The sequence below is a fragment of the Pseudomonas sp. K5002 genome, from assembly GCF_013386655.1.
In the GTDB taxonomy this organism is placed as follows: domain Bacteria; phylum Pseudomonadota; class Gammaproteobacteria; order Pseudomonadales; family Pseudomonadaceae; genus Aquipseudomonas.
In genome coordinates this window covers 1-26,906 of record NZ_JACARK010000114.1, presented here as the reverse complement: position 1 = coordinate 26,906, position 26,906 = coordinate 1, and the positions used below count along the sequence as shown (strand labels likewise).

The window sequence follows — 26,906 nt, the reverse complement described above, 5'->3', positions numbered from 1 at the left end:
GCCTGGACGCCGGCGCCGACGACTACCTGGTCAAACCCTTCGACGTCGAAGAGTTCAAGGCCCGTGTGCGCGCCCTGTTGCGCCGCAGCCAGGGCCGCGCGCAACCATTGCTGGAACATGCGGGCGTGAGCCTGGACCCGGTGACCCAACAGGTCAGTTATCAAGGCGAGGACGTTGTGGTCACGCCGATGGAATACCAACTGCTGCACCAACTGATGGTGCGCCCCGGCAAAGTCGTCACCCGCGAGCGGTTGTCCCGCGCGCTGTACGGCTGGCAGGACCGCGTCGAAAGCAACACCCTCGAAGTCCTTATCCACAATCTGCGCAAAAAACTCTCCACCGAACTGATCCGCACCGTGCGTGGCGTGGGCTACATGGTGGAACTCAAACCATGAATTCGGTCCGCGCGCGCATCCTCATTCCGGTACTGGTGCTGATCCTGCTGGGTGATGGCCTGATCAGTTGGCTCGTGCTGCGGGACAGCCACCACGAAATCGAAGAAGTCTACGACGCCCAACTCGCCCAAAGCGCCCGTTTGCTGCAAGGCGTACTGCGCCAGCGCGATCCCGGCGATGCCGACTGGGACCGCCTCTACCAGGCTTTCGATCAAGCCATGAGCCGTGTCGGCGAAGACGGCGCCGCGCACCCCTACGAAACCCGCCTGACCTTCCAGGTATGGCGCGCCGACGGCCAACTGCTGGTGCGCTCCACCGACGCGCCGATCCTCAACGCACCGCCCACCACCCTCGGGCCTCACGACCTGATGGAAAACGGCAATGACTGGTGCGCGTTCATGCTCGCCGACATGCAACAAGGCCTGCTGATCTGGGTGGGCGAGCGCGACGACATTCGCCAGGACGTGATCCAGCGCATCATCCGCCACACCCTCTGGCCCATCCTGATTGGCGTGCCGCTGCTGGCGTTGTTGATCTGGCTGACCATCGGCTGGGGCCTCAAGCCCCTGCGCGCCATGGCCCAGGCCATTCGCGGGCGGGACAGCAATACGTTGCGACCGCTGCAACTTGAACCGTTGCCGGCGGACCTGGAACCGATGCAAACCGCGCTGAACCGCCTGCTGGTGCAGGTGGATGACCTGCTGGAGCGGGAGCGTCGGTTTATCGCGGACGCGGCGCATGAACTGCGCACGCCGTTGGCGATATTGCGCATTCACGCGCAGAACGCCCAGAGCGCGGAAACCGAGGAGCAGCGGCGAGAGGCGTTGGACTTCCTGGTGAATGGCGTGGACCGGGCGACGCGTATTGGCAGCCAACTGCTGACCATGGCGCGCATCGAGCCGCAGTTGAACAACACCGTACGAGTGCGTGTGCCGTTGACGGAGTTGGTGCGCGAAGAACTTGCGGAACTGACGCCCCTGGCGATGGAGAAAGGCGTTGAGTTGGTGCTGGAAGGGGATGAGGAATGCTGGATTGAAACGGACCCGATAGCGTTGGCGATTGCGCTGCAGAACCTGGTGACCAATGCGCTGAATTTCTCGCCGGCGGGGAGTGAGGTGAGGGTGGTGGTGCGGGAGGAGGATTCGGGCGTGGTGCAGCTGTGTGTGGAGGATGCGGGGCCGGGGATTGATGAGGGGGAGATTGGGCGGTTGTTCGAGCGGTTTTATAGCCGTGGGAATGCAAATGGGGCGGGGTTGGGGTTGGCGATTGTGCAGATGATCGTGGGGAAGATTGGGGGGCGGTTGGAGTTGTATAACCGGGAGGTGGGTGGGTTGTGTGCGCGGTTGAGTTTTAGCGCCTGTGGGGTGGAACCGGTGGGAATACCACACCGTTGAAGGTGTGGGTGCAGCAGTCGCAAAACGGCTTCATGAACGCGGGTGTCAGTTGTGGGTTAACTTTTTGCAGTAGACCAGTCTCGTCGACGTATAAGCCGCTGTAATAGGTAGACTCGTCCGTTCGTACGTATTCGCTTTTTTCGCTTTCATGTAGAGCCACCATCCAGAACACAGGATCCGGGCGGTCCAAGCGGGAGTTGGCTTCGCTGAAAATCGCATCCCATTGGTGGCCGACCTTGGACAGAAGAAACCGAAATAGTGGCGTGTAATCGAGACCGTGCCGGTGATGGCTATGCATTGATCCACGGCTGAGCATGGAATTCTTTTCACTTTTACTATGGCGTTGTTGCCTGTAGGTGCGGCAACTGCCGTGACGCACGTTGTGCGTGCGGGTGTTGACTGAGCGGTAGAGAGGGGGCTTTTTCATTGGATTCCTTTATGGTTTCTTGGAGGATTGGGGCGGCCATGTGCCTTGGTAGCTGAAAGAGATTTGGTAATCGAAGTTCACGGGTTCAATTACGTGCTGGAAATGCGGTTGGATAGTCGCTATCCAGCTTGGGCGAACGTTGAACACGTCCGCATATATCGCCGTTTCTTGACTCAACCCTAGTGTTTCAAAAAAGCTCTCCGCGTCATCAATATCTGCCGAGTATTCATCTGCCTTCACGTAATTGCTTTGCTTGTCGTACCAACGCAATCTGACTTTCATAACCATGATGTGTTTTCCACTTATCTGTATATGCGGCGTTCGGGTTTTGCTCGACCTCGGCGCTCACCGGTGTAGGGATCGAATGCGCCTAGGTGGGCAAGGTCACTGTTTCGATAGACTTCTAATTCGCCTTTCTTGGAATCCCACTCAAATATTTTCCTCCCTTTGGCATCTATCCAGCGCTCGCGTAAGCCGCTACCGCCTTTTCTAGGTGTCACGGGTCTTTGGTCTATCAGACCTGGAAAGCCTGTTATGTCTGCAGCGTTGGGGGCCGGGAAATAATCATGGTCCGGGTTTTTAAGCCCCTTTCGTGGTTCGTTAACCACCACATACAGCGGCCGAACCCCCGACTCCACCGAAAAAACCAGAATAAAATCCCGATACTCCGGCGGATAAATCGGGTTCACCAGCATCTGTTTGGCCGCCTCCGTCGGCGGATAAATCCACATCACCGGCGCTTGTGGTGCAGCCTCCAATGCCGGTATGCCAAGGGTGTCGCCAGGATCAATGGCCGGCGTCCAAATCAGCTCCACACCCTCGCCAAGATCCGCCACGAACTGACTGTCACGACTCTGAAACTGCACCACATCGATCATCTGCCAGTCGGTATTTTTACCGGTGTAAAACCCATATCCCTTCAGCGTCCCATCGGCGCGTTGCTCGATATGCAACCGCATCCGCGAACGGGCTTTTTGCAGGTGACGAAGCTGCTCTTCGCTATAGAGCGCACTGTCGCCAAGCTCCGACGGCCAGGCCAGCGCCACCAGCCCTGCAAGCAAACCCCCCAGCGGCGGCACCGACCGCCGCAGCCGCGGACTCCAACGCGGATGTGCGCAGCACAAGCTGGCCAAGCCCAACGGGTAGGGCACTACCGCTGATTTTCCTGAGGGAAACGCCGCCTTGGCTGTCCACTTCCCGTCCGCCTAACAGCGTGAAGTGGCCGTAATCCTTGATCAGCTCAAGCGGCACATAACCGGTGGGGTTGTTGTAGCTGATGATCCCGTCGGGCAACTGGCACGACTTGGCGAATACATGGCCTGGAATTCTCGCGGGTTCAGGCGTGGGCGCGGGAGGGGCTTCATACAAATCAATGAACGGTGAATACGGAATCTGCTTAGGCTGCGGCGTCAGGATTCGCCGCTTCAGCTGCTCTTCTTCGGTAATTGGATACGCGCGCTCTGTCATGACGACTCACTTCCCTGTGCAAGGAAGCGAGCCTATGAGAGCGGAGAAGAACCTGAAATTCTCGTTGTTCGATGGGAGGTGTGGGAAAAGTCACTTTAGCAATCGCTACATTGATTCAAGCACGCTTACTCTGCCTGAGAGCGCTGTATCTGCGCGCCCAACTGCGCGGCTTTATTACGTAACCCGTCCAACCGGTCGTTCAACTCCTTGTATCCAGGCTTCCAGGAAAAAACGCCGCCTTCGCTGCTTTGTCCAAGAACGAGGTCATTGAACGAGCCCATTCCGCCGTATGCAGAGCGCAAATAGGTGATTCCGGAGTAATCGGATGCTTGCAATAAGGTTTTGGCCTTACGCATCCATCGGCTCCAGTGATTGTCCCCATCGCTTTCCAGCAGGATGGCAAGTTCCTCAAGCACATCGATTAGCTCTGCGGTTTTTGGGCCCATAGTGGGAAATCCTTAAAAGCGGAGTTTTCGTAACGGTTCAAAGCACATGCCTGGAAATCACCCTCGATATCTCAACAATCGACGTCTTTCCCGTGAATTCAAACTTCACTTTCCCCACCGCCGAAAAGTAAATCTCCAACTCCGAATCCAGGTCAAAGGTCCCCGAGGTTTCCACCGAATACGCGACGATATTTTTATACGGCAGGGACGTGAAATCCTTTTTGCTGCCGGTAATTCCCTGCACGTTCACGGCGATGATGCGCTTGGTGGTGAACACCACCCCATCGCGCATGGCCTTGTAGGAATCGATGACCTGCTCATCATCCAGCAGCAATGACGAAACGCGCTCGGCGTATTCGTTGTTTTGCTTGAGCTTGAAGAAGCCTTTGTTGTTGAAGTCGATCATGTGCCTTTCCTTGGGTGAGTGGTGCAGCAGACGCCGGTACCGGTGTATGACGTTTTGCTCGCGGATCTGTATCTAACGGCGTTCCTTTTATCGACCTACCATGGCGCCAACAACCCGCCGGCCATTACAAGGTTTTACGTCGTCAAGGAGCCACACCATGCCCGAACTCTCCAGCGTGCTTGCCTACGGCCTGATCTCGCTCGGCATGGTGCTGACGCCCGGCCCGAACATGATTTACCTCATTTCGCGGTCGATCTGCCAGGGGCGAGTGGCCGGGCTGATTTCCCTGGGCGGCGTTGCGATGGGTTTTGTCGTCTATATGTTCTGCGCGGCATTGGGTATCACCGCGTTGGTGATGGCGGTTCCCTATGCCTACGACGCGCTGCGGCTCGGCGGGGCGCTGTATCTGGTTTACCTGGCCTGGCAGGCGGTGAAGCCGGGTGGCCGGTCGCCGTTCCAGGTGCGGGACTTGCCCAAGGACAGCCCGCGCAAGCTGTTCATGATGGGCTTTGTCACCAACCTGCTGAATCCCAAAGTGGCAGTGATGTATCTGTCGTTGCTGCCCCAGTTTATCGACCCCAACGGGCACGCCAGTGTGCTGTCGCAATCGCTGGTACTGGGCTTTACGCAGATCATGATCAGCGTGAGCGTCAACGGGCTGATCGCTCTGATGGCGGGCTCGATCGCGGGGTTCTTCATCCGCAAACCGGTCTGGCAAACCGTACAGCGCTGGTTGATGGGCTCGGTGCTGATGGGCCTGGCTGTACGCATGGCGGTCGAAGGCAGGCGTTAAAGGATCGCCTTCAGGTAATCCTTGAGTGCGTTGAGCGGGGCATTGAGTTCTTCGAGTGTCGTCGCTTGGCGCGCATCCACCGCAAGCCGTTGCAGCTCGCGGCCCATCACGGTGTGTGCACCGCCCAGGGATTCGAGGGCCAATGCCAGGCACTCGTCGATCTTATGCTGGATGGCATTGATATCGCCCTTGCGCACCAGCAAGCCAAACACCTCCCGCTCATAGCCGTCCATGACCAGGTCGTCCCGCAGAATCGGGCTCGCGCCTTCGGTCTCATGCACCAGCTTGAGCGCAAAAAGCGCTACAGCTTCCAGCGTCTGTTCCATGGCCAAGGTTCCTCTTTTCTCGCGTTCGCCCGCCCATCATCACTTTCCTGCAGGCGAAAAAAAAGACCTTGGACTTCAAGGTCTTTTTAAGATGGTCGCCTCATTGGGAGGGCCAAGCTATTCAGCAACCTTGAGGGCCATAGGTGTTTCAAGTTCGTCCATACACGTGACCATAGAGGAAGGTTTGTGTGACGACGTTTTGTTGCAACTGTTGCCCTGTGAAGATGGCGGGCCGCGACAAGTATACTTACGCAGTGTGCTTACTGTCTGCCTTTGAGGTTGATCCAAACATTGGCCGAGATTTGAAGGGGAGGCAGGGTCGTACGATCAATGTCCAGTAGGCGCATCATATCCTTGGTCGGGCGCGCCGCTCAGTCCAGGGCAACGCTGGTCACTGCGCTTGGCGCTACGGCAGGCTTATCGAATCGAGCGCTCACGTGGTGTCAGAATTTAGGGGGGCTGAGAAAATCCCTACACATTTCTTTACTTTTGTACTGTTTATATGTACAGTTGTTTCTCGCCAGGAAGGCGAGACGATTTAATTTAAGGAATAAGGTAACCAATGTATCAAGATACTCCATATGTGTTTATGCCAAGCGCATCGCTCGATAACGGGCCACAGCTAAGATCAATCATTCAGGCTGGATATCGTTGGATTCAAATCAATCGGGACGTATGCCCGATCAAGACCCCCGTATCTCTCAATAAGTTGGATTTAACTCCGGCTCATGGCCTCATCATCGAGCCAGCACCGGGGATTGAAAAGGTACGAATTGATTCAAGCGGAATCGGCCGCAACCCCAACTCCCCTACCGATCCAAGTTATGCTGCGTTTGATTACCAAGGAAAGGTACGCCCGGCAAGTTATCTTGTTCGCGCAGCAGGTCTGAATCAAACTGAAATTTTCGTCGCTGACGCGACAAAGTATGTGGCGGGGGATTGGATTGTAATTTCGGATGCATCGACTAATTTTGCAAGTATGCCTCTGCCACTCGACGGACCGATGGAGGTTCGCCAAGTTCTCCGCGTGCTTGGTGGCTCCTTGGTAATTAATAACGCCTTGAAGACGGCACATCCTAACGGCGCTATCGTGGCAACTTGTGTGCCGATTCGTAACGTCTTTATTCGAGGTCTTGAATTTACGGGGAACTCCGCCGTAGGCGTGCATTTACATTACGCTCAGCATTGTACAGTGCAGAACATCACGTCGGTTAATTGGAAAGGACGAGCGCTTGTTCTTATTGATAATGGCGGCAATAACAACTCTGTGATCGACTGTTATTGCACCGGCACTGTGCCAGGCGGTGGGCCAGAGCAGAATGCTTGGGGTGTCGTGATGGAAGGGCAGGACTCATCCCGCATGATAAATAGCGGCGGCGAGCTTTGTGGGAATGGCAGTGCAATGAATTACTGTATTGACAGCGTGTCGGTCGACGCAAGGGCTCGTCGCAATAATGTTAACGTTGGAGTCTACACTCAATCGCTGAGAAGTGGCTTTCTTCGCCCGAGGACCGACATGCCTCTCATCCTTGATCGTTACGAAAGCCCGGAAAACACTGAATGCTATATTTCTAATATGCAAAGTTTTTCTTAAGCGAGTGGCGCGTTGTGTTGAGGGGTACTATTGTAATTTAGTCTCCAACTGTAAGCCTTGAAGCTCTCGAGTTGAGATAGTCATTCTGCGCCATTGATGAAACCGCCCCGCCCAAAAAAGCGGGGTGGTTGCTATTTGTTTGGGATAAAGATTTCTGCAGATCCGCTAATGACTTTCTTGCCTTTTACGCTACAGATAGTATCGAAAAAAACTCGGCGTTTTTCCAAGTCTACTTTAGTTACTGTAACTTCTGCAACGATAGTGTCGTCAATATAGACGGGGCGTAAAAAATTCAGGCTCTGCGATACATACACACAACCAGGCCCCGGGATTTTTGTGCCGAATATGGCAGAGAAAAAACCAGCAGACATTAATCCATGTGCGATACGCTTGCCAAACCTTGAAGCCTCAGCATATTCTCTGTCGACGTGTACAGGGTTGTGGTCGCCACTAATACCTGCAAATGCCTTGATATCAGCGTCCGTTATAGTTTGAGAGTAGCTTGCCTTCATTCCAACTGTAATTTCAGCAATGGGAACGGACCCCATGGTAAAGTCTCTCATCAGCTGCCCAGTCCCTTTCGAAGTGGTTTGGCCGGGTTTCCGACAACTACGGTGCCCGGTGCAACGCTCTTGGTCACTACGGCTCCCATCCCAACAACAGCCCCTTCACCAATGACAATTGGTTTTTCTGGTGTTCCCTGCTTAATAATGGCACCTGTTCCTATATAGGCATGATCTTCTATGGTGACGTTACCGTTACATTTTACGCTTGGTGCGAAAGTTACGAAGTCACCTATCGTGCAATCATGTGCGACATAAGAGTACAGGTTGGCGTGAAAGTATTTCCCGATTTTTGTATTGGATGTAATGGTTGTGAATGGGCATAAAATTGCGCCCTCACCTATTACGTTGCAGTCTAAACTTACACTGTTATTGATGGAGTGTATTGTGAATGGCAGCGCTCCCGAAGAAATCATTTCGGCGGCAATTCGCTCGCGAATCCTGCTATTACCTATGGCGATGTTGAAGAATTTTTCGCCTGATGACAATGCATTGAATTCAGCGGTGGTCATCACTGCTACGCCGTTAATCTCTGCCGCTTGCGATCCATCATCGACAAATACAATCTGAAATTTTTCCTCGCTGAGCACGCCGAGTTTCTCTCTTACGAGTGGCAGCACTTCTCGGCCAAATCCCCCAGCTCCAACAATTGCATAAGTATTCATGTTGACTCCTTTTAACGAATTTGGGCAGCTGTCAAGTCACGGCCGGCTCCGAATGAAATTGCTTCGTCACCGACGAGTTGTTGTGTGCCTGCCTTTTGTCATCGTGCCTGGGCTATACCGTCAAAACGATGCGCTGCATGACGATGTTCCTTGTGATTGTCTATCGTCTTGTAAAGAGGCGGCGGTTCTAAAGGGGTTGATTGTACTGTGTTCTGTTGTAATGAGCTTCTACCGGGTGCTCACCTTCGTGCTGAGCTCTGGCCTGAAGCGGCCGGTCAGGGCGTCGCCTGACGCGTCCTTGGCTCGCACATGGATCATGTTCCGCAGTGACTGGCAGGCTTGCTTGCGGCGCACGGAAGTAAGTACGAGCGACGTCATAGGTCTCACAGCACTGCTTGGCTTCGGGTTCAAGTGATAACAGGACTGTGTCAGCGAGAAGGGCGCGCTTGATGCCGGACCGCTTCAATTTTCATGGAGCCAAGTTCGTATTTTTGGCGAACATACATCAACGCCGAATAAGACAACAAGGAACATACTGGAAAAGAAGGGATAAGCAGAAACAAGAAAGCCGGCGCAGTGGCCGGCTTTGCTGTGTATCAGCAGCATGTCAGAACAACATGAAACCTTTAGATGGTGCCCCGAGGGAGACTCGAACTCCCACTCCTTTCGAAAACGGATTTTGAATCCGCCGCGTCTACCAATTCCGCCATCAGGGCTCAATGGCGGCGAAGTATAGAGATGAGATTACCGTTGGTCAATCACGTTTCATGGTCAATTTTCACTATTTCCGCTAGACTTCCCGGCCCTGCTAGACGAACCCCATCATGCGCGTTGCTGACTTTACTTTTGAGCTCCCTGATTCGCTGATCGCTCGCCATCCTTTGGCCGAGCGTCGCGCCAGTCGACTGCTGACCCTGGACGGGGTCAGCGGTGCCCTCGCACACCGTCAATTCACTGATTTGCTTGAGCATTTACGCCCAGGCGACTTGATGGTTTTCAACAATACCCGGGTGATTCCGGCTCGCCTTTTTGGCCAGAAAGTATCCGGCGGCAAGCTGGAAATTCTGGTGGAGCGGGTGCTGGACAGCCATCGCGTGCTGGCCCATGTGCGCTCCAGCAAGTCGCCGAAACCGGGTTCGAAGATCCTTATCGATGGCGGTGGCGAAGCAGAAATGCTGGCCCGTCATGATGCGTTGTTCGAGCTTGGGTTTGCCGAGGAAGTGTTGCCGCTGCTGGAACGCGTCGGCCATATGCCGTTGCCTCCTTATATAGACCGCCCGGATGAAGACTCGGACCGCGAGCGTTATCAGACGGTGTATTCCCAGCGACTGGGCGCGGTGGCTGCACCGACGGCGGGGCTGCATTTCGACCAGCCGCTGCTGGATGCGATTGCCGCCAAAGGCGTTGAAACGGCCTATGTGACCCTGCACGTGGGGGCCGGCACGTTTCAGCCGGTGCGTGTGGATAACATCGAAGACCACCATATGCACAGCGAGTGGCTGGAAGTCAGCCAGGACGTCGTGGATGCGGTTGAAGCGTGCAAGGCGCGCGGCGGGCGGGTGGTGGCGGTCGGTACGACCAGCGTGCGCTCGCTGGAAAGCGCGGCGCGCGATGGCGTGCTCAAGCCGTTCAGTGGCGACACAGACATCTTTATCTACCCGGGCCGGCCGTTTCATGTGGTCGATGCTCTGGTGACCAATTTCCATTTGCCGGAATCCACGCTGTTGATGCTGGTGTCGGCATTTGCCGGTTATCCCGAGACCATGGCCGCTTATCAAGCCGCCATCGATAACGGATACCGTTTTTTCAGCTACGGTGATGCGATGTTTATCACCCGTAATCCGGCGCCGCGCGGCCCAGAGGAACAATCATGAGTCGTATGTCGTTTGAATTGCTGGCCACGGATGGTAAAGCTCGCCGCGGCCGTTTGACTTTCCCTCGCGGTACCGTCGAGACCCCGGCTTTTATGCCGGTCGGTACCTACGGCACGGTAAAAGGCATGCTGCCGCGTGACATCGTCGCCACGGGCGCCGAGATCATCCTCGGCAACACCTTCCACCTGTGGCTGCGCCCGGGCACCGAAGTGATCAAGAAGCATGGCGACCTGCATGACTTCATGAAGTGGCAAGGCCCGATCCTCACTGACTCCGGTGGTTTCCAGGTGTTCAGCCTGGGCGCCATGCGCAAGATCAAGGAGGAGGGCGTGACCTTCGCCTCCCCGGTGGACGGCGCCAAAGTGTTCATGGGCCCGGAAGAGTCGATGCAGGTGCAACGTGACCTGGGCTCCGACATCGTGATGATTTTCGACGAGTGCACGCCGTACCCGGCCGATGAAGACGTCGCGCGGATTTCCATGGAACTGTCGTTGCGTTGGGCCCAGCGCTCGAAAAACGCCCATGGCGATAACACCGCTGCCCTGTTCGGTATTGTGCAGGGCGGCATGCATGAAAGCTTGCGCAAGCGCTCGCTCGAAGGCCTGGACAAGATCGGCTTCGACGGCCTGGCCATCGGCGGCCTGTCAGTGGGCGAGCCCAAGCACGAGATGATCAAGGTGCTGGATTACCTGCCGGGCCTGATGCCGGCTGACAAACCTCGTTACCTTATGGGCGTTGGCAAACCGGAGGATCTCGTAGAGGGTGTGCGCCGCGGTGTGGACATGTTCGATTGCGTGATGCCAACCCGTAATGCCCGCAATGGGCATCTGTTCATCGATACAGGCGTGCTGAAGATCCGTAACGCGTTCCATCGCCATGATGAATCGCCGCTGGATCCTACCTGTGACTGCTACACCTGCCAGAACTTCTCGCGCGCTTATCTGCACCATCTGGACAAGTGTGGGGAAATGCTGGGTAGCATGTTGAATACCATCCACAATTTGCGTCACTACCAAGTCCTGATGGCTGGTTTGCGCGAGGCTATTCAACAGGGTACATTGGCCGCCTTCGTCGATGCCTTCTATGCCAAGCGCGGGCTGCCTGTGCCGCCCTTGGACTGAGTTTTCCGACCCTAAGATTCACTATTTGCAACTGGAGTGCTAAATGAGCTTTTTTATCTCTAATGCCATGGCTGATGCCGCTGCACCGGCCGCTGCCGGTCCTATGGGCGGTGGTTTTGAGTGGATTTTCCTGGTCGGCTTCCTGGTCATTTTCTACCTGATGATCTGGCGTCCACAGGCCAAGCGCGCCAAAGAGCAGAAGAACCTGCTGGGCAGCTTGCAGAAAGGCGACGAAGTCGTGACCACTGGCGGCATCGCCGGCAAGATCACTAAAGTGTCCGACGCTTTCGTGGTTCTGGAAGTCTCCGACACCGTAGAAATGAAGTTCCAGAAGGGCGCCATCGCTGCCACGCTGCCAAAAGGCACGCTCAAAGCGATCTAAGTAACAACCTTTACCAATCGACGGGGCGCGCAAGGCGCCCCGCGTTATAAGCGGGCGGCGTGATGCTGAACAAATACCCTCTGTGGAAATACGTACTGATCCTGGCGGTGCTGGCGATCGGTTTTATTTATTCCGCTCCCAATCTCTATCCTGATGACCCGGCTATCCAGATCACTGGCGCCAGCACTGCGCTGCAGGTCAATCAGGCTGATCTGGACCGTGCGAGCAAAGCGCTCACCGACGCGGGTATCCAGGTTAAAGCGGCAAGTTTGGCTGCTGATGCGAAGGGCGGCTTGTTGCGCCTGACCAAGCAAGAAGACCAATTGCCGGCAAAAGACGTTGTGCGCAAGGTCATGGGTGATGACTACGTCGTCGCACTGAACCTGGCACAGACCACGCCAAAATGGCTGCGCGCGATCGGCGCACACCCGATGAAGCTGGGTCTGGACTTGTCCGGTGGTGTGCACTTCCTGCTGGAAGTGGACATGGACAAGGCCCTCGACGCTCGCCTGAAAGTCTACGAAGGCGATGTGAAGAGCCTGCTGCGTAAAGAGCGCCTGCGTTATCGCAGCCTGCCGCAGCTCAACGGTGCCATCCAGCTGGGCTTTGCTGACGAAGCAACCCGCGAACAGGCCCGTGCGCTGATCCGCAAGAACTTCAACGATTTCGACATTGTTCCGGCCGACCTCAATGGTCAGGCGGTACTGCGTCTGGCGATGACCCCGGCCAAGCTGGCGGAAATCCGTGAATACTCGATCAAGCAGAACTTGACCACGGTACGTAACCGCGTCAACGAGCTGGGTGTGGCCGAGCCGATCGTTCAGCGCCAGGGTGCCAACCGCATCGTGGTTGAACTGCCGGGCGTGCAGGACACCGCTGAAGCCAAGCGTATCCTGGGTAAAACAGCCAACCTGGAATTCCGCCTGGCGGCTGAGCCGGGTGCTACCCGTGCTACTGCAGAAGAGTTCGAGTTCCGTGAAGGCAATCGTCCACCTGCACTGATCGAGCGTGGCTTGATCATTACGGGTGACCAGGTGACCGACGCCAAGGCTGGTTTCGGCGAGCACGGTACGCCTGAAGTGAACATCCGCCTGGATGGCCACGGCGGCGAACTGATGAGCCGCGCAACCCGCAGCAACGTCGGTCGCAGCATGGCGGTGATCTTCATCGAGCAGCGTCCTGTCACCACCTACACCAAGCAAGTGGTCGACGGCGTCGAGAAAGACGTACCGGTACAGACCTTTAAAGAAGAGAAGAAGATCATCAGCCTGGCGACCATCCAGTCGCCGCTGGGTGCTCAATTCCGCATCACCGGCCTGAACGGCCAGGGTGAGTCATCCGAACTGGCGCTGCTGCTGCGTGCCGGTGGCCTGGCCGCCCCGATGTACTTCGCTGAAGAACGTACCATCGGCCCGAGCCTGGGTGCTGACAACATCACCAAGGGTATCGACGCTGCACTGTGGGGCATGCTGTTCGTCTCCCTGTTCATCATCGCCATCTATCGCTTCTTCGGCGTCATCGCCACCGTCGCGCTGGCGGGCAACATGGTGATGCTGCTGGCCCTGATGTCGCTGCTGGGTGCAACGCTGACCCTGCCAGGTATCGCCGGTATCGTACTCACCATGGGTATGGCGGTTGACGCCAACGTACTGATCTTCTCGCGGATTCGTGAAGAGATTGCTGCGGGCATGACCGTGCAACGGGCAATCAACGAAGGCTTCGGCCGGGCATTTACTGCAATTCTCGACTCCAACCTGACCACCCTGTTGGTCGGCGGGATTCTCTTTGCCATGGGCACCGGCCCGGTCAAAGGTTTTGCGGTGACCATGTCCCTCGGTATCTTTACCTCGATGTTCACGGCCATCATGGTGACCCGCGCAATGGTCAACCTGATCTTTGGCGGACGTGACTTCAAGAAGTTGTGGATTTAAGGGGCTGCCATGTTACGTACAATCAACTTCATGGGCGTTCGCAACGTTGCGTTCGGCTTCACCATGCTCCTTACCGTTCTGGCGTTGTTCAGCTGGTTCCATAAGGGCCTGAACTACGGTCTGGACTTCACCGGCGGTACGCTCATCGAGCTGACCTACGAGAAGCCGGCCGACGTTAGCCTGGTGCGCAACGAGCTGGTCAAGGCCGGCTATCACGAAGCTATCGTGCAGAGCTTTGGTGCCACCACTGACCTGCTGGTGCGTATGCCCGGCGAAGACCCGCAACTGGGTCACCAGGTAGCCGAGGCCTTGCAGAAGGTCGGCGGCGACAACCCGGCGTCGGTCAAGCGCGTCGAGTTCGTGGGCCCGCAGGTAGGTGAAGAGCTGCGCGACCAGGGCGGCCTCGGCATGCTGATGGCGCTGGTCGGCATCATGATCTACCTGGCTTTCCGCTTTCAGTGGAAGTTCGGTGTCGGCGCCATTGTGTCGCTGATCCACGACGTGATCGTGACCGTGGGTATCCTGGCCTACTTCCAGATCACCTTCGACCTGACGGTATTGGCGGCGGTGCTGGCAATCATTGGCTACTCCCTCAACGACACCATCGTGGTATTCGACCGGGTTCGTGAGAACTTCCGGGTGCTGCGCAAGGCGACGTTGATCGAGAACATCAACATCTCCACCACCCAGACCCTGCTGCGCACCATGGCGACTTCGATCTCCACCTTGCTGGCGATTGCCGCACTGATGGTGTTCGGTGGCGACAACCTGTGGGGCTTCTCGCTGTCGCTGTTCATCGGCGTGCTGGCGGGTACCTACTCGTCGATCTACATCGCCAACGTGGTACTGATCTGGCTGAACCTCAACAGCGAAGACTTGATCCCTCCTGCCAGCACCGGCAAGGAGGTCGACGACCGCCCTTGATGGGTGATTGTTGATCTGCTGTTACAAATAAGGCGCGAGTATTGAACTCGCGCCTTTTTTTTTGCTCCAAGGCTGGGTATAGCGCGGATCGTTCGGTCCGTTTGTGATGGTCAGGAGGTTCACGTGAACAAGTCGTTACTGGTTGGTGCGGTATTGGGTGCTGTCGGTGTGACTGCCGGGGGTGCTGTTGCCACCTACAGCCTGGTAAAAAGCGGCCCTGAGTATGCGCAAGTGCTGGCGGTGCAGCCGGTGAAAACCCAGATTAAAACCCCGCGTGAAGTCTGCAAGGATGTTGCCGTAACCCGGCAGAAACCTGTGCAGGATCAGCATCAGATCGTCGGTACGGTGGTCGGTGCGCTGGCGGGCGGCCTGTTGGGTAATCAGGTCGGCGGCGGTAATGGCAAGAAGCTGGCCACCGTGGCCGGTGCGGTCGGTGGTGGTTACGCTGGTAACAAGGTTCAGGAAGGCATGCAGAACCGCGATACCTACACCACCACGCAAACTCGTTGTAATACCGTTAATGACATCAGCGACAAGGTTGTCGGGTACGACGTACGTTACACCCTGGACGGCAAGGAAGGCTCCGTGCGCATGGATCGTGATCCAGGCAACCAGATCCCCGTCGACAAGGAAGGGCGCCTGGTTATCGGTCAGAACCAGCCGCAGCAGTAATCCCAGGTATAAAAAAAGCACCCCGAGGGGTGCTTTTTTGTGCTCGCTCGCTTAGCGCTTCAGCGAAGCCGGCAGATGCGGCTGGATCGCCGTCAGGACTGCCTTGAAGCATTTGGTGTTGCCGGCAACCACGTGACCCTTCTCCAGGAAGTCGTGACCACCGGTGAAGTCGCTCACCAGGCCGCCCGCTTCTTGAATCAGCAGTGCGCCTGCAGCCATGTCCCACTCGGACAGGCCCGACTCCCAGAACGCATCAAAACGGCCGGCAGCGACATACGCCAGGTCCAGGCTGGCTGCGCCGGCGCGACGGATGCCGGCGGTCTGGCCAACCAGGGCGCGGAACATGCCCAGGTAGTTTTCCAGGTTGTCCATCTGGTCGTCACGGAATGGGAAGCCGGTACCCAGCAGGGCGCCGTCGAGGCTGGTGCGACCGCTGACGCGCAGGCGGCGACCGTTCAATTGGGCGCCACGGCCACGGCTGGCGGTGAATTCTTCCTGGCGAACCGGGTCCAGCACAACGGCGTGTTCCAGGCGGCCACGGTATTTGCAGGCAATGCTCACGGCAAAGTGCGGGATACCGCGCAGGAAGTTGGTGGTGCCATCCAGTGGGTCGATGATCCACAGGTAGTCTTCGCCTTCGCCGCTACCTTTGTGCAGGCCGGTTTCTTCACCGAGGATGCCGTGGGTAGGGTAGGCCTTGCGCAGCGCGTCGATGATTTTCTGCTCGGCAGCGCGATCCACCTCGGATACGTAATCCTTGGCGTCTTTTTCGTCGACCTTGATGGTATCCAGGCGCTCGATGGAGCGGAAGATCAATTCACTGGCGCTGCGGGCGGCGCGCAGCGCGATATTCAGCATGGGCTGCATGGATGTGTCACCTAAGGTTGTTAAAGAAAGCCGAGCATTCTAGCAGAAACTTTCTTCAGGTGAAGGACGACGTTACCTTTCATGGCATAACCTTAGGCTGTTCTGTAAGATTTGCTCCCCTTTCCCGTGTCCGAGAGCGCCTCCCTTGCTGCAAAACATCCGTGTCGTCCTCGTCAATACCAGTCATCCCGGCAATATCGGCGGCGTGGCGCGAGCCATGAAGAACATGGGGCTGACGCGCCTGGTGCTGGTGGAGCCGCGGGTGTTCCCGCACCACGAGGCCGATGCGCGCGCGTCCGGCGCCAATGACATCCTCGAAAAAGCCCAGGTCGTTGCCACCCTGGAAGACGCCCTGGTCGGCTGCAACCTGGTGCTCGGCACCAGCGCTCGCGACCGTCGCATCCCCTGGCCGCTGCTGGATCCTCGCGAATGCGGGACCAAAGTCGTGGAAGAGGCCGCCGGCGGCGCTGAAATCGCCTTGGTATTCGGCCGTGAAGACTCCGGCCTGACCAATGAAGAGCTGCAGCGATGTCATTATCACGTGCACATCCCATCAGACCCCGAGTTCAGTTCGCTGAACCTCGGGGCAGCGGTGCAGGTGTTGAGCTATGAAGTGCGCATGGCTTGGCTGGCCGCTGAAGGCCAGCCAAGCAAGGTTGAAAAGGACGAGGTTGCATCGACCAAGAGTGGCGAACTGGCCACCATGGACGAGCTTGAGCGGTTCTATGAGCACCTGGAGCAAACCCTGGTGGCCATCGAATTCCTCGATCCGGAAAAACCGCGGCACTTGATGGCGCGTCTGCGCCGGCTATACGGACGCAGCTCGGTCAGCCGGGCAGAAATGAATATATTGCGTGGCATCCTCACGGAAACCCAGAAAGCGGCCCGTGGCGAGCTTCTTAAGCGGAAGGATTAAAAATGTTCGAGCGTTTGCGAGAAGATATCCAGAGTGTTTTCCACCGTGACCCGGCGGCGCGCAACGCCTTTGAAGTGCTGACCTGCTACCCGGGCATGCATGCGATCTGGATCCATCGCCTGTCCGGCGCCTTGTGGGGCATGGGCTGGAAATGGCTGGCGCGGCTGGTGTCGAACTTCGGCCGTTGGTTGACCGGGATTGAGATTCATCCGGGCGCCAAGGTCGGCCGCCGCTTTTTTATCGACCACGGGATGGGCATCGTTATTGGCGAGACCGCCGAGATTGGTGATGACGTGACCCTGTACCAGGGCGTGACCCTGGGTGGCACAACCTGGAACAAAGGCAAGCGCCACCCTACGCTGGAAGATGGCGTTGTAGTCGGGGCGGGCGCGAAGGTGCTCGGTCCGTTTACCGTCGGTGCGGGCGCCAAGGTCGGCTCCAATGCTGTGGTGACCAAGGCTGTACCGCCTGGCGCAACGGTTGTCGGCATTCCCGGGCGGATCATCGTCAAGCCGGAAGTGGGTGATGAGCAGGAAGCCAAGCGCAAGGCCATGGCCGAGAAGATCGGCTTCGATGCCTATGGCGTCAGCGAAGACATGCCTGACCCGGTAGCGCGTGCCATCGGTCAGTTGCTGGATCACCTGCAAGCGGTGGACGGCAAGCTGGACGGTATGTGCGGCGCCCTGAAAGACCTCGGCAGCAGCTACTGCGCCAAGGATCTGCCTGAGCTGCGCAAGGAAGACTTTGCCGAGATCAAGGACGAAAGCGCTACCAAAGCTGGCTGACTCTTGAGCCGGTAGCGATCCCTGTGGGAGCTGGCTTGCCTGCGATGGCGGCGAGTCAGTGCCGGAAAGGCTGGCTGGCAAACCGTTATCGCAGGCAAGCCAGCTCCCACATTTGATCTCCATTGGTCTTGAGGTTGGGGGCTTGGCCCTGTTCCCGCTGGTCCATCCCGTCCCGCCCTGCTATGATTCGCGCGCCCTTTTTACGGGTATTCCTGACTAAAGTACTAGGTCTTATAGTTGACTTAAATACTCGGGAATCGCATACTTGCTCCCATTCTGAAACACCTTGGTACTTGTCCATGAGACTGACTACAAAAGGCCGATACGCGGTGACCGCCATGCTTGACCTGGCCTTGCACGCGCAAAATGGGCCGGTGTCCCTGGCCGATATCTCCGAGCGCCAAGGCATTTCCCTGTCCTACCTCGAGCAGTTGTTCGCCAAGTTGCGCCGCAGCAATCTGGTTTCCAGCGTTCGTGGTCCAGGCGGCGGCTATCAACTGTCCCGCGACATGCAGGGCATCCAGGTCGCCCAGGTGATCGACGCGGTGAACGAATCCGTCGATGCCACCAAATGCCAGGGCCTGGGTGATTGCCACGCAGGCGACACCTGCCTTACGCACCACTTGTGGTGTGACCTGAGCCTGCAGATCCATGAGTTTTTGAGTGGTATCAGCTTGGCTGATCTTGTGACTCGCCGTGAGGTGCAAGAAGTAGCCCAGCGTCAGGACCAGCGCCGTTGCAACACCAAGGCGCCGCGTCTGGACAAGATTGAAGCGTCCGCCGTCGAGTGACAGCCGAAGAGCTAACGGCACGCCAGCCAGCCTGATTTAGGAGAAAGTCCATGAAATTGCCGATTTACCTTGATTACTCAGCGACCACCCCGGTTGATCCGCGTGTCGCGCAAAAGATGAGCGAATGCCTGCTGGTTGACGGAAACTTCGGTAACCCGGCGTCCCGTTCCCACGTTTTCGGCTGGAAAGCTGAAGAGGCAGTGGAAAACGCTCGTCGCCAGGTCGCTGACCTGGTGAATGCCGACCCACGTGAAATCGTCTGGACCTCCGGTGCCACCGAGTCCGACAACCTGGCAATCAAGGGTGCGGCGCATTTCTACGCGACCAAAGGCAAACACCTGATCACCACCAAGATTGAGCACAAGGCTGTCCTCGACACCATGCGCCAACTGGAGCGTGAAGGTTTTGAGGTGACCTACCTCGAGCCAACCACCGACGGTATCGTGACCCCTGCGATGATCGAAGCCGCGATGCGTGAAGACACCATCCTGGTTTCCGTGATCCACGTGAACAACGAAATCGGCACCATCAACGACATCGCCGCCATCGGCGAGCTGACCCGCTCCAAGGGTGTGTTGCTGCACGTCGACGCTGCGCAGTCCACCGGCAAGGTCGATATTGACCTGTCGAAACTGAAAGTCGACCTGATGTCGTTCTCTGCCCACAAGACCTACGGCCCTAAAGGCATTGGCGCGCTCTACGTGAGCCGCAAGCCTCGCGTACGTATCGAAGCCACCATGCACGGCGGCGGTCACGAGCGCGGCATGCGTTCGGGCACCCTGGCGACCCACCAGATCGTCGGCATCGGCGAAGCGTTCCGTGTGGCCAAGGAAGACATGGCTGCCGAAAACGTGCGCATCAAGGCCCTGAGCGATCGCTTCTACAAGCAGGTCGAGCACCTTGAAGAGCTGTACATCAACGGCAGCATGACCGCCCGTGTACCGCACAACCTGAATTTGAGCTTCAACTACGTCGAAGGCGAGTCGCTGATCATGGCGCTCAAGGACCTGGCGGTTTCGTCCGGCTCGGCCTGCACCTCGGCTTCCCTTGAGCCGTCTTACGTCCTGCGCGCCCTGGGCCGCAACGACGAACTGGCTCACAGCTCGATCCGCTTTACATTCGGCCGTTTCACCACCGAAGAAGAAGTCGACTACGCCGCGCAGAAAGTCTGCGAGGCCGTCACCAAGCTGCGTACCTTGTCCCCGCTGTGGGACATGTACAAGGACGGTGTCGACATTTCCAAGATCGAGTGGGCGGCACACTAAATATAGAAGCCGCCACCCAAAAGGCTCTGTAAAGACGTGGCGGAAAACGCAGGCGTGTTTACAGGGCTCCAGAGCGGCCCTGATGAGTGAGGATTCAGTACCATGGCTTACAGCGAAAAGGTCATCGACCACTACGAAAACCCGCGCAACGTCGGCAAGATGAACGCGGAAGACCCTGATGTCGGCACCGGCATGGTCGGCGCTCCGGCGTGCGGCGACGTTATGCGCCTGCAGATCAAGGTCAACGAAGCTGGCGTTATCGAAGACGCCAAGTTCAAGACCTACGGTTGCGGTTCGGCCATCGCCTCCAGCTCCCTGGCGACCGAATGGATGAAAGGCAAGACCCTGGATGAGGCTGTGACTATCAGCAACACCCAGCTGGCCGAAGAGCTGGCCTTGCCGCCAGTGAAAATCCACTGCTCGGTACTCGCAGAAGACGCCATCAAGGCGGCCGTTCGCGACTACAAGCAGAAGAAAGGCTTGATCTAAGCAATTTGGCGACGAGTAAGGAGTCACGATGGCTATCAGCATGACAGAAGCGGCTGCGCAGCACATTCGCCGCTCCCTGAATGGGCGCGGTAAAGGTGAGGGGATTCGTCTGGGTGTTCGCACCACGGGCTGTTCCGGCCTTGCCTACGTGCTGGAGTTTGTCGACGAGGTGGTCGAGGAAGATCAGGTGTTCGAGAGTCACGGCGAAAAAGTGATCATCGACCCGAAAAGCCTGACCTACCTGGACGGCACCGAACTCGATTTTGTCAAGGAAGGGTTGAACGAAGGCTTCAAGTTCAACAACCCCAACGTACGCGGTGAATGTGGCTGCGGCGAAAGCTTCAACATCTGAGGCTGATTGTGGGTACTCCTTGTCATTTCGCTTTGTTCGAGCTGCAGCCGAGTTTTCGACTGGACCTTGAACAGCTTGCCACGCGCTACCGTGAACTGGCGCGTGGGGTGCATCCGGACCGCTTCGCTGACGCTTCCGAGCGTGAGCAACGCCTGGCGCTGGAGCAATCAGCCAGCCTCAACGAAGCCTATCAGACGCTCAAGAATCCTCCCAAACGCGCGCGCTACCTGCTCGCGATGGGCGGTCGCGAGCTGCCGCTTGAAGTCACGGTCCAGGACCCTGATTTCCTGATGCAGCAGATGCAATGGCGCGAGGAGCTTGAAGAACTGCAGGACGAGGCTGATCTGGCCGGAGTCGCAGTGTTCAAGCGCCGTCTGAAAGTGGCCCAGGATGAACTCAACGAAAGCTTCGCAGCCTGTTGGGATGATGCAGCGCAACGTGAACAGGCCGAACGCCTGATGCGGCGCATGCAGTTCCTCGACAAGCTCACCTACGAAGTGCGCCAGTTAGAAGAGCGCCTCGACGATTAACCCAGTGCCGCCCAGGTTGCACGCCTGATATACAGATAAGTCCTGATTACCATGGCCCTACTGCAGATCGCCGAACCCGGTCAAAGTCCTCAACCGCACCAGCGTCGTCTGGCGGTCGGGATTGACTTGGGCACTACCAATTCGCTGGTCGCTGCATTGCGCAGCGGTCTTTCCGAGCCGCTGCCCGACGCGGATGGCCAGGTCATCCTGCCGTCTGCCGTGCGTTATCACGCTGACCGCACCGAAGTGGGCGAGTCGGCCAAGCTGGCGGCGTCTACCGATCCTTTGAATACCGTGCTGTCGGTCAAGCGCTTGATGGGTCGTGGTTTGTCCGACGTCAAGCAGCTGGGCGACCAGCTTCCATACCGCTTTGTCGGCGGCGAATCACATATGCCGTTCATCGACACGATCCAGGGCCCGAAAAGCCCGGTGGAAGTGTCGGCCGATATCCTCAAGGTCTTGCGCCAGCGCGCCGAGACCACCTTGGGTGGCGAACTGGTAGGTGCGGTGATTACTGTTCCTGCATATTTCGATGACGCTCAGCGCCAGGCCACCAAGGATGCGGCGAAACTTGCCGGCCTGAACGTGCTGCGCCTGCTCAACGAGCCGACCGCAGCCGCGGTGGCTTACGGCCTGGATCAGCACGCCGAAGGCCTGGTGGCTATTTACGACCTGGGCGGCGGTACCTTTGATATTTCGATCCTGCGCCTGACCGGCGGTGTCTTCGAAGTGCTGGCTACCGGTGGCGATACCGCCCTGGGTGGCGATGACTTCGATCACGCCATTGCTGGCTGGATCATCACCAGCGCCGGCTTGTCTGCCGACCTGGACCCGGGTGCGCAACGTAATTTGCTGCAAACTGCCTGTGCCGCCAAAGAAGCGCTGACTGACGCTGCGTCGGTTGAAGTTTCCTACGGTAGCTGGTCGGCTCAACTGACCCGCGAAGCGTTCGATTCGTTGATCGAACCGATGGTCGCCCGCAGCCTGAAAGCCTGCCGCCGCGCCGTGCGTGATTCCGGTGTCGAGCTGGAAGACGTGGTCGCCGTGGTCATGGTGGGTGGTTCGACCCGCGTGCCGCGTGTTCGTGAGGCGGTCGCTGAAGCCTTCGGCCGTCAGCCGCTGACTGAAATCGACCCGGATCAAGTGGTGGCTATCGGTGCCGCGATCCAGGCCGATACCCTCGCCGGTAACAAGCGTGATGGTGGCGAACTGCTTCTGCTCGACGTGATCCCGTTGTCCCTGGGGCTGGAAACCATGGGCGGCCTGATGGAGAAGGTGATTCCACGCAACACCACCATCCCCGTTGCCCGCGCCCAGGACTTCACCACGTACAAAGATGGCCAGACGGCCATGATGATTCACGTGCTGCAAGGCGAGCGTGAGCTGATCAGCGACTGCCGTTCCCTGGCGCGCTTCGAATTGCGCGGCATTCCTGCGATGGTGGCTGGTGCGGCGAAGATTCGCGTGACCTTCCAGGTCGACGCCGACGGCTTGCTCAGCGTTGCCGCTCGCGAACTGGCCTCCGGCGTTGAAGCCAGCATCCAGGTCAAGCCGTCCTACGGCCTGACCGACGGTGAAATCGCCAAGATGCTCAAGGATTCGTTCCAGTACGCCGGTGACGACAAGGTCGCCCGCGTGCTGCGTGAGCAGCAAGTCGACGCCCAGCGCCTGCTCGAAGCGGTGCAGGGCGCCCTGGAAGCTGACGGCGAACGTCTGCTGGATGCCGAAGAGCGCATGGTTATCGACCTGCAAATGCAGGAACTGGCTGAATTGATGAAAGGCACCGATGGTTACGCCATCGAGCAACAGACCAAGCGCCTGTCGCAAGTGACCGATGCCTTTGCCGCCCGTCGTATGGACCAGACGGTAAAAGCCGCCCTGGCGGGCCGCAACTTGAATGAACTTGAGGATTAACTGATGCCGCAGATCATTTTTCTGCCACACGCCGAGCATTGCCCGGACGGTATGGTTGTGGAGGCTGAGACCGGCAAGTCCATTCTCGAAGTCGCTCACGATAACCACATCGAGATCGAAAGCGCCTGCGGCGGCGTCAACGCCTGTACCACGTGCCATTGCATCATCCGCGAAGGTTTCAATAGCCTCGAAGAGGCTGATGAGCTGGAAGAGGACTATCTTGATAGGGCGTGGGGCCTTGAGCCGACGTCGCGATTGAGCTGTCAGGCAAAAGTGGGAACAGAAGACCTCACCGTCGAGATTCCGAAGTATTCGCTCAACCATGCCGCCGAAGCGCCGCATTGATTCAAGGAAATGTCATGAGCCTGAAATGGGTTGATGTACAAGAAATCGCTATCCTGCTGGCCGATGGTCACCCGGACTTGAACCCTTATTCGCTGAACTTTGTAGCTTTGCGTGACATGGTCATGGCCTTGCCAGGGTTCGAAGATGACCGGGAACGCGGCGGTGAAAAGGTGCTTGAAGCTATTCAGACTGCCTGGAAAGAAGAGCAGGACTGAAGCCTCCCTTACGCAGTTAGGCAATACCCAAGAACCCGCGTATAATTCGCGGGTTTAATTTTTCGCAAATTACCGTTTCTGGAGTTACACCATGGCTGTTCAACGTACTTTCTCCATCATCAAGCCTGACGCTGTTGCAAAAAACGTCATCGGCGAGATCACCACTCGTTTCGAAAAAGCCGGCCTGAAGGTTGTAGCTTCGAAACTCAAGCAACTGTCCAAAGCCGAAGCTGAAGGCTTCTACGCTGAGCACAGCGCTCGTGGTTTCTTCGGCGACCTGGTTGCCTTCATGATCTCCGGTCCTGTTGTTGTTCAGGTTCTGGAAGGCGAAAACGCTATCGCTCTGAACCGTGAGCTGATGGGCGCTACCAACCCTAAAGAAGCTGCTGCCGGCACCATCCGTGCTGACTTCGCTGAATCGATCGACGCCAACGCCGTTCACGGTTCGGACTCCGAAGCCGCTGCTGCCCGCGAAATCTCGTACTTTTTCGCTGCTACTGAAGTAACCGCTCGCTAAGCATTGGCTTAAAAGAGCGAAGGTGAATCCATGACTACATTGACTGCAAAAACCAACCTGCTGGGTCTGACTCAACAGGAAATGGAAAAATTCTTCGACTCAATCGGGGAGAAGCGTTTTCGTGCCGCTCAGGTAATGAAGTGGATTCACCATCTTGGCGTCGATGATTTCGACGCCATGACGAACGTCAGCAAGGCCCTGCGCGACAAGCTCAAGGCCATTGCCGAAGTTCGCGGCCCCGAAGTGGTCAGCGAGGACATTTCCACCGACGGCACCCGTAAGTGGGTGGTGCGCGTGGCGTCCGGCAGCTGCGTCGAGACCGTGTACATTCCCCAGGGCAAGCGCGGCACTCTGTGCGTTTCGTCCCAGGCAGGCTGTGCCCTGGACTGCAGTTTCTGCTCCACCGGCAAGCAAGGTTTCAACAGCAACCTCACCGCCGCCGAAGTCATCGGCCAGGTGTGGATTGCCAATAAATCGTTCGGCAGCATCCCGGCGACCGCCGACCGTGCCATCACCAACGTGGTGATGATGGGCATGGGCGAGCCGCTGCTGAACTTCGACAACGTTGTTGCGGCCATGCACCTGATGATGGACGACCTGGGCTACGGCATCTCCAAGCGCCGCGTGACCCTGTCGACCTCCGGCGTGGTACCGATGATCGATGAGCTGGCCAAGCACATCGACGTCTCCCTGGCGTTGTCGCTGCACGCACCGAATGACGCATTGCGTAACCAATTGGTGCCGATCAACAAGAAGTATCCGCTTAAGATGCTGCTCGAATCTTGCCAGCGCTACATGGCGACCTTGGGCGAAAAGCGTGTGTTGACCATTGAGTACACCATGCTCAAGGACATCAACGACAAGGTCGAGCACGCGGTCGAGATGATCGAGTTGCTCAAGAACGTACCGTGCAAGATCAACCTGATTCCGTTTAACCCGTTTCCCCATTCTGGCTATGAGCGGCCGAGCAACAACGCCATTCGCCGTTTCCAGGATCAACTGCACCATGCAGGCTTCAATGTCACCGTGCGCACCACCCGCGGCGAAGACATCGATGCGGCATGTGGCCAATTGGTAGGACAGGTGCTGGATCGCACCCGTCGCAGCGAACGTTATATCGCCGTGCGTGAATTGAGTGCCGCCGACGATATGCCGCAAAGCGCCGCGACTCGAACCTGAGAGAGGATCTCTATGCCCTTGCGCCTTGCGCTGCTTTTGCTTGTTGCCAGCCTCGCGGCTGGCTGTGTTTCATCGGGCCATGACAGCCCGTTGCAAACCGGCAAGGGCCGTGACGAAGCGCGAGCTGCCTATGTGCAACTGGGCTTGGGGTACTTGCAGCAAGGGATGACCGAACAGGCCAAGGTGCCGCTGAAGAAGGCCCTTGAGCTGGATGGCAGCGACGCTGACGCCAATGCTGCGCTGGCTTTGGTGTTCCAGGCCCAGGCCGAGCCTGAATTGGCCGATCAATATTTCCACAAGGCCCTGGCCACACGCCCTGGCGACCCAAGACTGCTGAATAACTACGGCAGTTTTTTGTTTGCGCAGAAACGTTATGCCCAGGCATCCGAATATTTCCAGCAGGCTGCGGCCGATACCCTCTATCCTGAGCGTTCGCGGGTTTTCGAGAACCTGGGGGTGACCTCAATGCTTCTCGGCCAGCGCGACACCGCACGCCAGCAACTGGAAAAAGCCCTGCACCTGAACCAGCGCCAGCCACGGGCCTTGCTCGAAATGGCTGAGTTGTCCTTCGAAGACAGGCATTATGTGCCGGCACGTGACTATTACGAGCGTTTTAGCCTGCTGAGCGGGCAAAATGCACGTAGTCTATTGCTCGGTGTGCGCCTGGCGACGGTTCATGAAGAACGCGACAAGGCCGCACGTTTTGGCCAGCAACTCGAACGACTCTATCCCGGTACGCCGGAATATCAGCAATACCTGTCGGAGCAATGATGAAAGCGGCGCACCCGGAAGTTGTAGCAGCTAATCGTGGAAACCCAGGCGAGACCTTGCGTCAGGCCCGCGAAAGCAATGGTTGGTCGCTGGCAGAAGTGGCCCTCAAGCTCAATTTGACCACGACTTCATTGGGCAACCTTGAAGCTGGCGCATTCGACAAGCTGCCAGGGCACACCTTTGCCCGCGGCTATATCCGCGCCTACGCCAAGTTGCTGGGTATCGACCAGGCTGCATTGGTCCAGGAGTTCGACCAAATCACCGGTACCGATTCCCAGGGCAGCAATGTCCATGGTCTTGGCCGCATTGAAGAGCCTGTGCGGGTTTCCCACACCATTTTGCGCATTGTCAGCCTGTTGCTGCTCATCGCCGTGATCGGCGGTGGTTTTGTATGGTGGCAGGATCAGACCGCCCAGCGTGGCAAAGACTTGTCCAGCAACGCCATGGAGCACGTCGAAGTCGAAAGCGCCGACGGCACCACCCAGATTCATCCGTTGGATGAGCCGGAAGACCAGGCCGTGGCCCAGGGGCAGGCGGCGCCTGAGGCAGAGCCAAGCGCCGAGCAGCCTGCGCCCGAAGCAGGTACTGCC

At 57.5% G+C, this 26,906-nt stretch carries 32 protein-coding genes, 1 tRNA gene and 1 pseudogene; 24 read left to right on the top strand and 10 right to left on the bottom strand.

Translation table 11 applies throughout. The features are described from left to right. Window positions 1-395 (top strand): winged helix-turn-helix domain-containing protein (locus tag HX846_RS07160; protein WP_178965183.1); only part of this gene is annotated, 395 nt, incomplete at its 5' end. Continuing rightward, window positions 392-1,789: a sensor histidine kinase gene (locus tag HX846_RS07155; protein ID WP_178965182.1), complete on the top strand. Its 1,398-nt coding sequence runs from the start codon at window positions 392-394 to the stop codon at window positions 1,787-1,789. The genes HX846_RS07160 and HX846_RS07155, both read left to right, overlap by 4 nt. On the opposite strand, the gene HX846_RS07150 is transcribed toward HX846_RS07155, so the two are convergent. From HX846_RS07150 to HX846_RS07130, 5 genes and pseudogenes are all read right to left on the bottom strand, one after another. After that, the gene (locus tag HX846_RS07150) at window positions 1,746-2,216 is read right to left on the bottom strand and encodes a hypothetical protein (RefSeq protein ID WP_178965181.1); all 471 of its coding nucleotides are present in this window, start codon (window positions 2,214-2,216) and stop codon (window positions 1,746-1,748) included. The two genes, HX846_RS07155 and HX846_RS07150, sit on opposite strands and share 44 nt — an antisense overlap. Window positions 2,217-2,225: 9 nt before the next feature. Next, complete coding sequence (locus HX846_RS07145) at window positions 2,226-2,504, bottom strand: colicin E3-like toxin immunity protein (RefSeq protein WP_008438442.1); 279 nt, start codon at window positions 2,502-2,504, stop codon at window positions 2,226-2,228. A 14-nt stretch (window positions 2,505-2,518) separates the two neighbouring features. Further along, a pseudogene (locus HX846_RS07140) lies at window positions 2,519-3,683 on the bottom strand (S-type pyocin domain-containing protein). Between the two features lie 125 nt (window positions 3,684-3,808). Further along, window positions 3,809-4,129 carry a hypothetical protein gene (locus tag HX846_RS07135; protein WP_003210323.1) on the bottom strand — a complete coding sequence of 107 codons (321 nt, stop codon included), beginning with the start codon at window positions 4,127-4,129 and terminating at the stop codon, window positions 3,809-3,811. Window positions 4,130-4,166: 37 nt separating this feature from the next. Continuing rightward, the gene (locus HX846_RS07130; RefSeq protein ID WP_003210321.1) at window positions 4,167-4,535 is read right to left on the bottom strand and encodes a PH domain-containing protein; all 369 of its coding nucleotides are present in this window, start codon (window positions 4,533-4,535) and stop codon (window positions 4,167-4,169) included. 157 nt (window positions 4,536-4,692) lie between these two features. On the opposite strand from HX846_RS07130, the gene HX846_RS07125 reads away from it, so the two are divergent. Further along, window positions 4,693-5,328: a LysE family translocator gene (locus HX846_RS07125; RefSeq protein WP_134325800.1), complete on the top strand. Its 636-nt coding sequence runs from the start codon at window positions 4,693-4,695 to the stop codon at window positions 5,326-5,328. Here HX846_RS07125 and HX846_RS07120 read toward each other — a convergent pair. Beyond that, window positions 5,325-5,654: a hypothetical protein gene (locus HX846_RS07120; RefSeq protein WP_003210318.1), complete on the bottom strand. Its 330-nt coding sequence runs from the start codon at window positions 5,652-5,654 to the stop codon at window positions 5,325-5,327. The two genes, HX846_RS07125 and HX846_RS07120, sit on opposite strands and share 4 nt — an antisense overlap. A 562-nt stretch (window positions 5,655-6,216) precedes the next feature. On the opposite strand from HX846_RS07120, the gene HX846_RS07115 reads away from it, so the two are divergent. Beyond that, window positions 6,217-7,248, top strand: a complete 1,032-nt coding sequence (locus HX846_RS07115; protein ID WP_083853252.1) for a hypothetical protein — start codon at window positions 6,217-6,219, stop codon at window positions 7,246-7,248. A gap of 131 nt (window positions 7,249-7,379) precedes the next feature. Here the strand turns inward: HX846_RS07115 and HX846_RS07110 are convergent, their stop codons facing one another. The 3 genes from HX846_RS07110 to HX846_RS07100 form a co-directional block, all read right to left on the bottom strand. Then, window positions 7,380-7,811: a MaoC family dehydratase gene (locus HX846_RS07110; protein ID WP_087695135.1), complete on the bottom strand. Its 432-nt coding sequence runs from the start codon at window positions 7,809-7,811 to the stop codon at window positions 7,380-7,382. Beyond that, complete coding sequence (locus HX846_RS07105) at window positions 7,811-8,476, bottom strand: acetyltransferase (protein ID WP_008438437.1); 666 nt, start codon at window positions 8,474-8,476, stop codon at window positions 7,811-7,813. Before HX846_RS07105 ends, HX846_RS07110 begins: the two co-directional genes overlap by 1 nt. A 631-nt stretch (window positions 8,477-9,107) precedes the next feature. Continuing rightward, window positions 9,108-9,192 (bottom strand) — tRNA-Leu (locus tag HX846_RS07100). 108 nt (window positions 9,193-9,300) lie between these two features. Here HX846_RS07100 and queA point away from each other — a divergent pair. From queA to HX846_RS07070, 6 genes are all read left to right on the top strand, one after another. Next, window positions 9,301-10,350: a tRNA preQ1(34) S-adenosylmethionine ribosyltransferase-isomerase QueA gene (gene queA, locus HX846_RS07095; RefSeq protein WP_087695134.1), complete on the top strand. Its 1,050-nt coding sequence runs from the start codon at window positions 9,301-9,303 to the stop codon at window positions 10,348-10,350. Window positions 10,351-10,355: 5 nt separating this feature from the next. Then, complete coding sequence (gene tgt / locus HX846_RS07090) at window positions 10,356-11,471, top strand: tRNA guanosine(34) transglycosylase Tgt (RefSeq protein WP_003210314.1); 1,116 nt, start codon at window positions 10,356-10,358, stop codon at window positions 11,469-11,471. A gap of 43 nt (window positions 11,472-11,514) precedes the next feature. Then, window positions 11,515-11,853 carry a preprotein translocase subunit YajC gene (gene yajC, locus HX846_RS07085; protein ID WP_003175975.1) on the top strand — a complete coding sequence of 113 codons (339 nt, stop codon included), beginning with the start codon at window positions 11,515-11,517 and terminating at the stop codon, window positions 11,851-11,853. A 62-nt stretch (window positions 11,854-11,915) separates the two neighbouring features. Continuing rightward, window positions 11,916-13,784, top strand: a complete 1,869-nt coding sequence (secD, locus tag HX846_RS07080) for a protein translocase subunit SecD (RefSeq protein WP_003210312.1) — start codon at window positions 11,916-11,918, stop codon at window positions 13,782-13,784. Window positions 13,785-13,793: 9 nt separating this feature from the next. After that, window positions 13,794-14,708, top strand: a complete 915-nt coding sequence (gene secF, locus HX846_RS07075) for a protein translocase subunit SecF (protein WP_003210311.1) — start codon at window positions 13,794-13,796, stop codon at window positions 14,706-14,708. Window positions 14,709-14,831: 123 nt separating this feature from the next. Next, a complete protein-coding gene (locus tag HX846_RS07070) occupies window positions 14,832-15,380 on the top strand; it encodes a glycine zipper 2TM domain-containing protein (protein WP_003210309.1) in 549 nt (182 codons plus the stop codon). 51 nt (window positions 15,381-15,431) lie between these two features. Here the strand turns inward: HX846_RS07070 and suhB are convergent, their stop codons facing one another. Beyond that, entirely contained in the window at window positions 15,432-16,247 is an 816-nt protein-coding gene (gene suhB, locus HX846_RS07065) for an inositol-phosphate phosphatase (RefSeq protein ID WP_003175971.1), read from the bottom strand. A 145-nt stretch (window positions 16,248-16,392) separates the two neighbouring features. Between suhB and trmJ the strand changes: the two genes are divergently transcribed. The 14 genes from trmJ to HX846_RS06995 all read left to right on the top strand — a co-directional run. After that, window positions 16,393-17,163, top strand: a complete 771-nt coding sequence (gene trmJ / locus HX846_RS07060; RefSeq protein WP_003210307.1) for a tRNA (cytosine(32)/uridine(32)-2'-O)-methyltransferase TrmJ — start codon at window positions 16,393-16,395, stop codon at window positions 17,161-17,163. Window positions 17,164-17,165: 2 nt separating this feature from the next. Beyond that, the gene (gene cysE / locus HX846_RS07055) at window positions 17,166-17,948 is read left to right on the top strand and encodes a serine O-acetyltransferase (RefSeq protein ID WP_003210306.1); all 783 of its coding nucleotides are present in this window, start codon (window positions 17,166-17,168) and stop codon (window positions 17,946-17,948) included. Window positions 17,949-18,247: 299 nt separating this feature from the next. Beyond that, window positions 18,248-18,739, top strand: coding sequence for a Fe-S cluster assembly transcriptional regulator IscR (iscR, locus tag HX846_RS07050; protein ID WP_003210305.1), 492 nt, complete (start codon window positions 18,248-18,250; stop codon window positions 18,737-18,739). Window positions 18,740-18,789: 50 nt separating this feature from the next. Further along, entirely contained in the window at window positions 18,790-20,004 is a 1,215-nt protein-coding gene (locus tag HX846_RS07045) for an IscS subfamily cysteine desulfurase (RefSeq protein WP_008438290.1), read from the top strand. Window positions 20,005-20,106: 102 nt separating this feature from the next. Next, the gene (gene iscU, locus HX846_RS07040) at window positions 20,107-20,493 is read left to right on the top strand and encodes a Fe-S cluster assembly scaffold IscU (protein ID WP_003209682.1); all 387 of its coding nucleotides are present in this window, start codon (window positions 20,107-20,109) and stop codon (window positions 20,491-20,493) included. 28 nt (window positions 20,494-20,521) lie between these two features. Continuing rightward, window positions 20,522-20,845 carry an iron-sulfur cluster assembly protein IscA gene (iscA, locus tag HX846_RS07035; protein ID WP_003209680.1) on the top strand — a complete coding sequence of 108 codons (324 nt, stop codon included), beginning with the start codon at window positions 20,522-20,524 and terminating at the stop codon, window positions 20,843-20,845. Window positions 20,846-20,853: 8 nt separating this feature from the next. Next, window positions 20,854-21,375, top strand: coding sequence for a co-chaperone HscB (gene hscB / locus HX846_RS07030; RefSeq protein WP_008438289.1), 522 nt, complete (start codon window positions 20,854-20,856; stop codon window positions 21,373-21,375). A 51-nt stretch (window positions 21,376-21,426) separates the two neighbouring features. Next, window positions 21,427-23,289, top strand: a complete 1,863-nt coding sequence (hscA, locus tag HX846_RS07025) for a Fe-S protein assembly chaperone HscA (protein WP_087695132.1) — start codon at window positions 21,427-21,429, stop codon at window positions 23,287-23,289. 3 nt (window positions 23,290-23,292) lie between these two features. After that, window positions 23,293-23,634: an ISC system 2Fe-2S type ferredoxin gene (gene fdx / locus HX846_RS07020; RefSeq protein ID WP_003209674.1), complete on the top strand. Its 342-nt coding sequence runs from the start codon at window positions 23,293-23,295 to the stop codon at window positions 23,632-23,634. 14 nt (window positions 23,635-23,648) lie between these two features. Beyond that, window positions 23,649-23,849: a Fe-S cluster assembly protein IscX gene (gene iscX / locus HX846_RS07015; RefSeq protein ID WP_177116667.1), complete on the top strand. Its 201-nt coding sequence runs from the start codon at window positions 23,649-23,651 to the stop codon at window positions 23,847-23,849. A 91-nt stretch (window positions 23,850-23,940) separates the two neighbouring features. Next, window positions 23,941-24,366 (top strand): nucleoside-diphosphate kinase, encoded by a 426-nt coding sequence (gene ndk, locus HX846_RS07010; protein ID WP_003175956.1) that lies wholly within the window; start codon window positions 23,941-23,943, stop codon window positions 24,364-24,366. Between the two features lie 30 nt (window positions 24,367-24,396). Continuing rightward, window positions 24,397-25,545 carry a 23S rRNA (adenine(2503)-C(2))-methyltransferase RlmN gene (gene rlmN / locus HX846_RS07005; protein ID WP_003209670.1) on the top strand — a complete coding sequence of 383 codons (1,149 nt, stop codon included), beginning with the start codon at window positions 24,397-24,399 and terminating at the stop codon, window positions 25,543-25,545. A gap of 12 nt (window positions 25,546-25,557) precedes the next feature. Further along, a complete protein-coding gene (gene pilW / locus HX846_RS07000; RefSeq protein WP_008438284.1) occupies window positions 25,558-26,316 on the top strand; it encodes a type IV pilus biogenesis/stability protein PilW in 759 nt (252 codons plus the stop codon). After that, a partial coding sequence (locus tag HX846_RS06995; RefSeq protein ID WP_178965180.1) for a helix-turn-helix domain-containing protein occupies window positions 26,316-26,906 on the top strand: 591 nt, incomplete at its 3' end. The genes pilW and HX846_RS06995, both read left to right, overlap by 1 nt.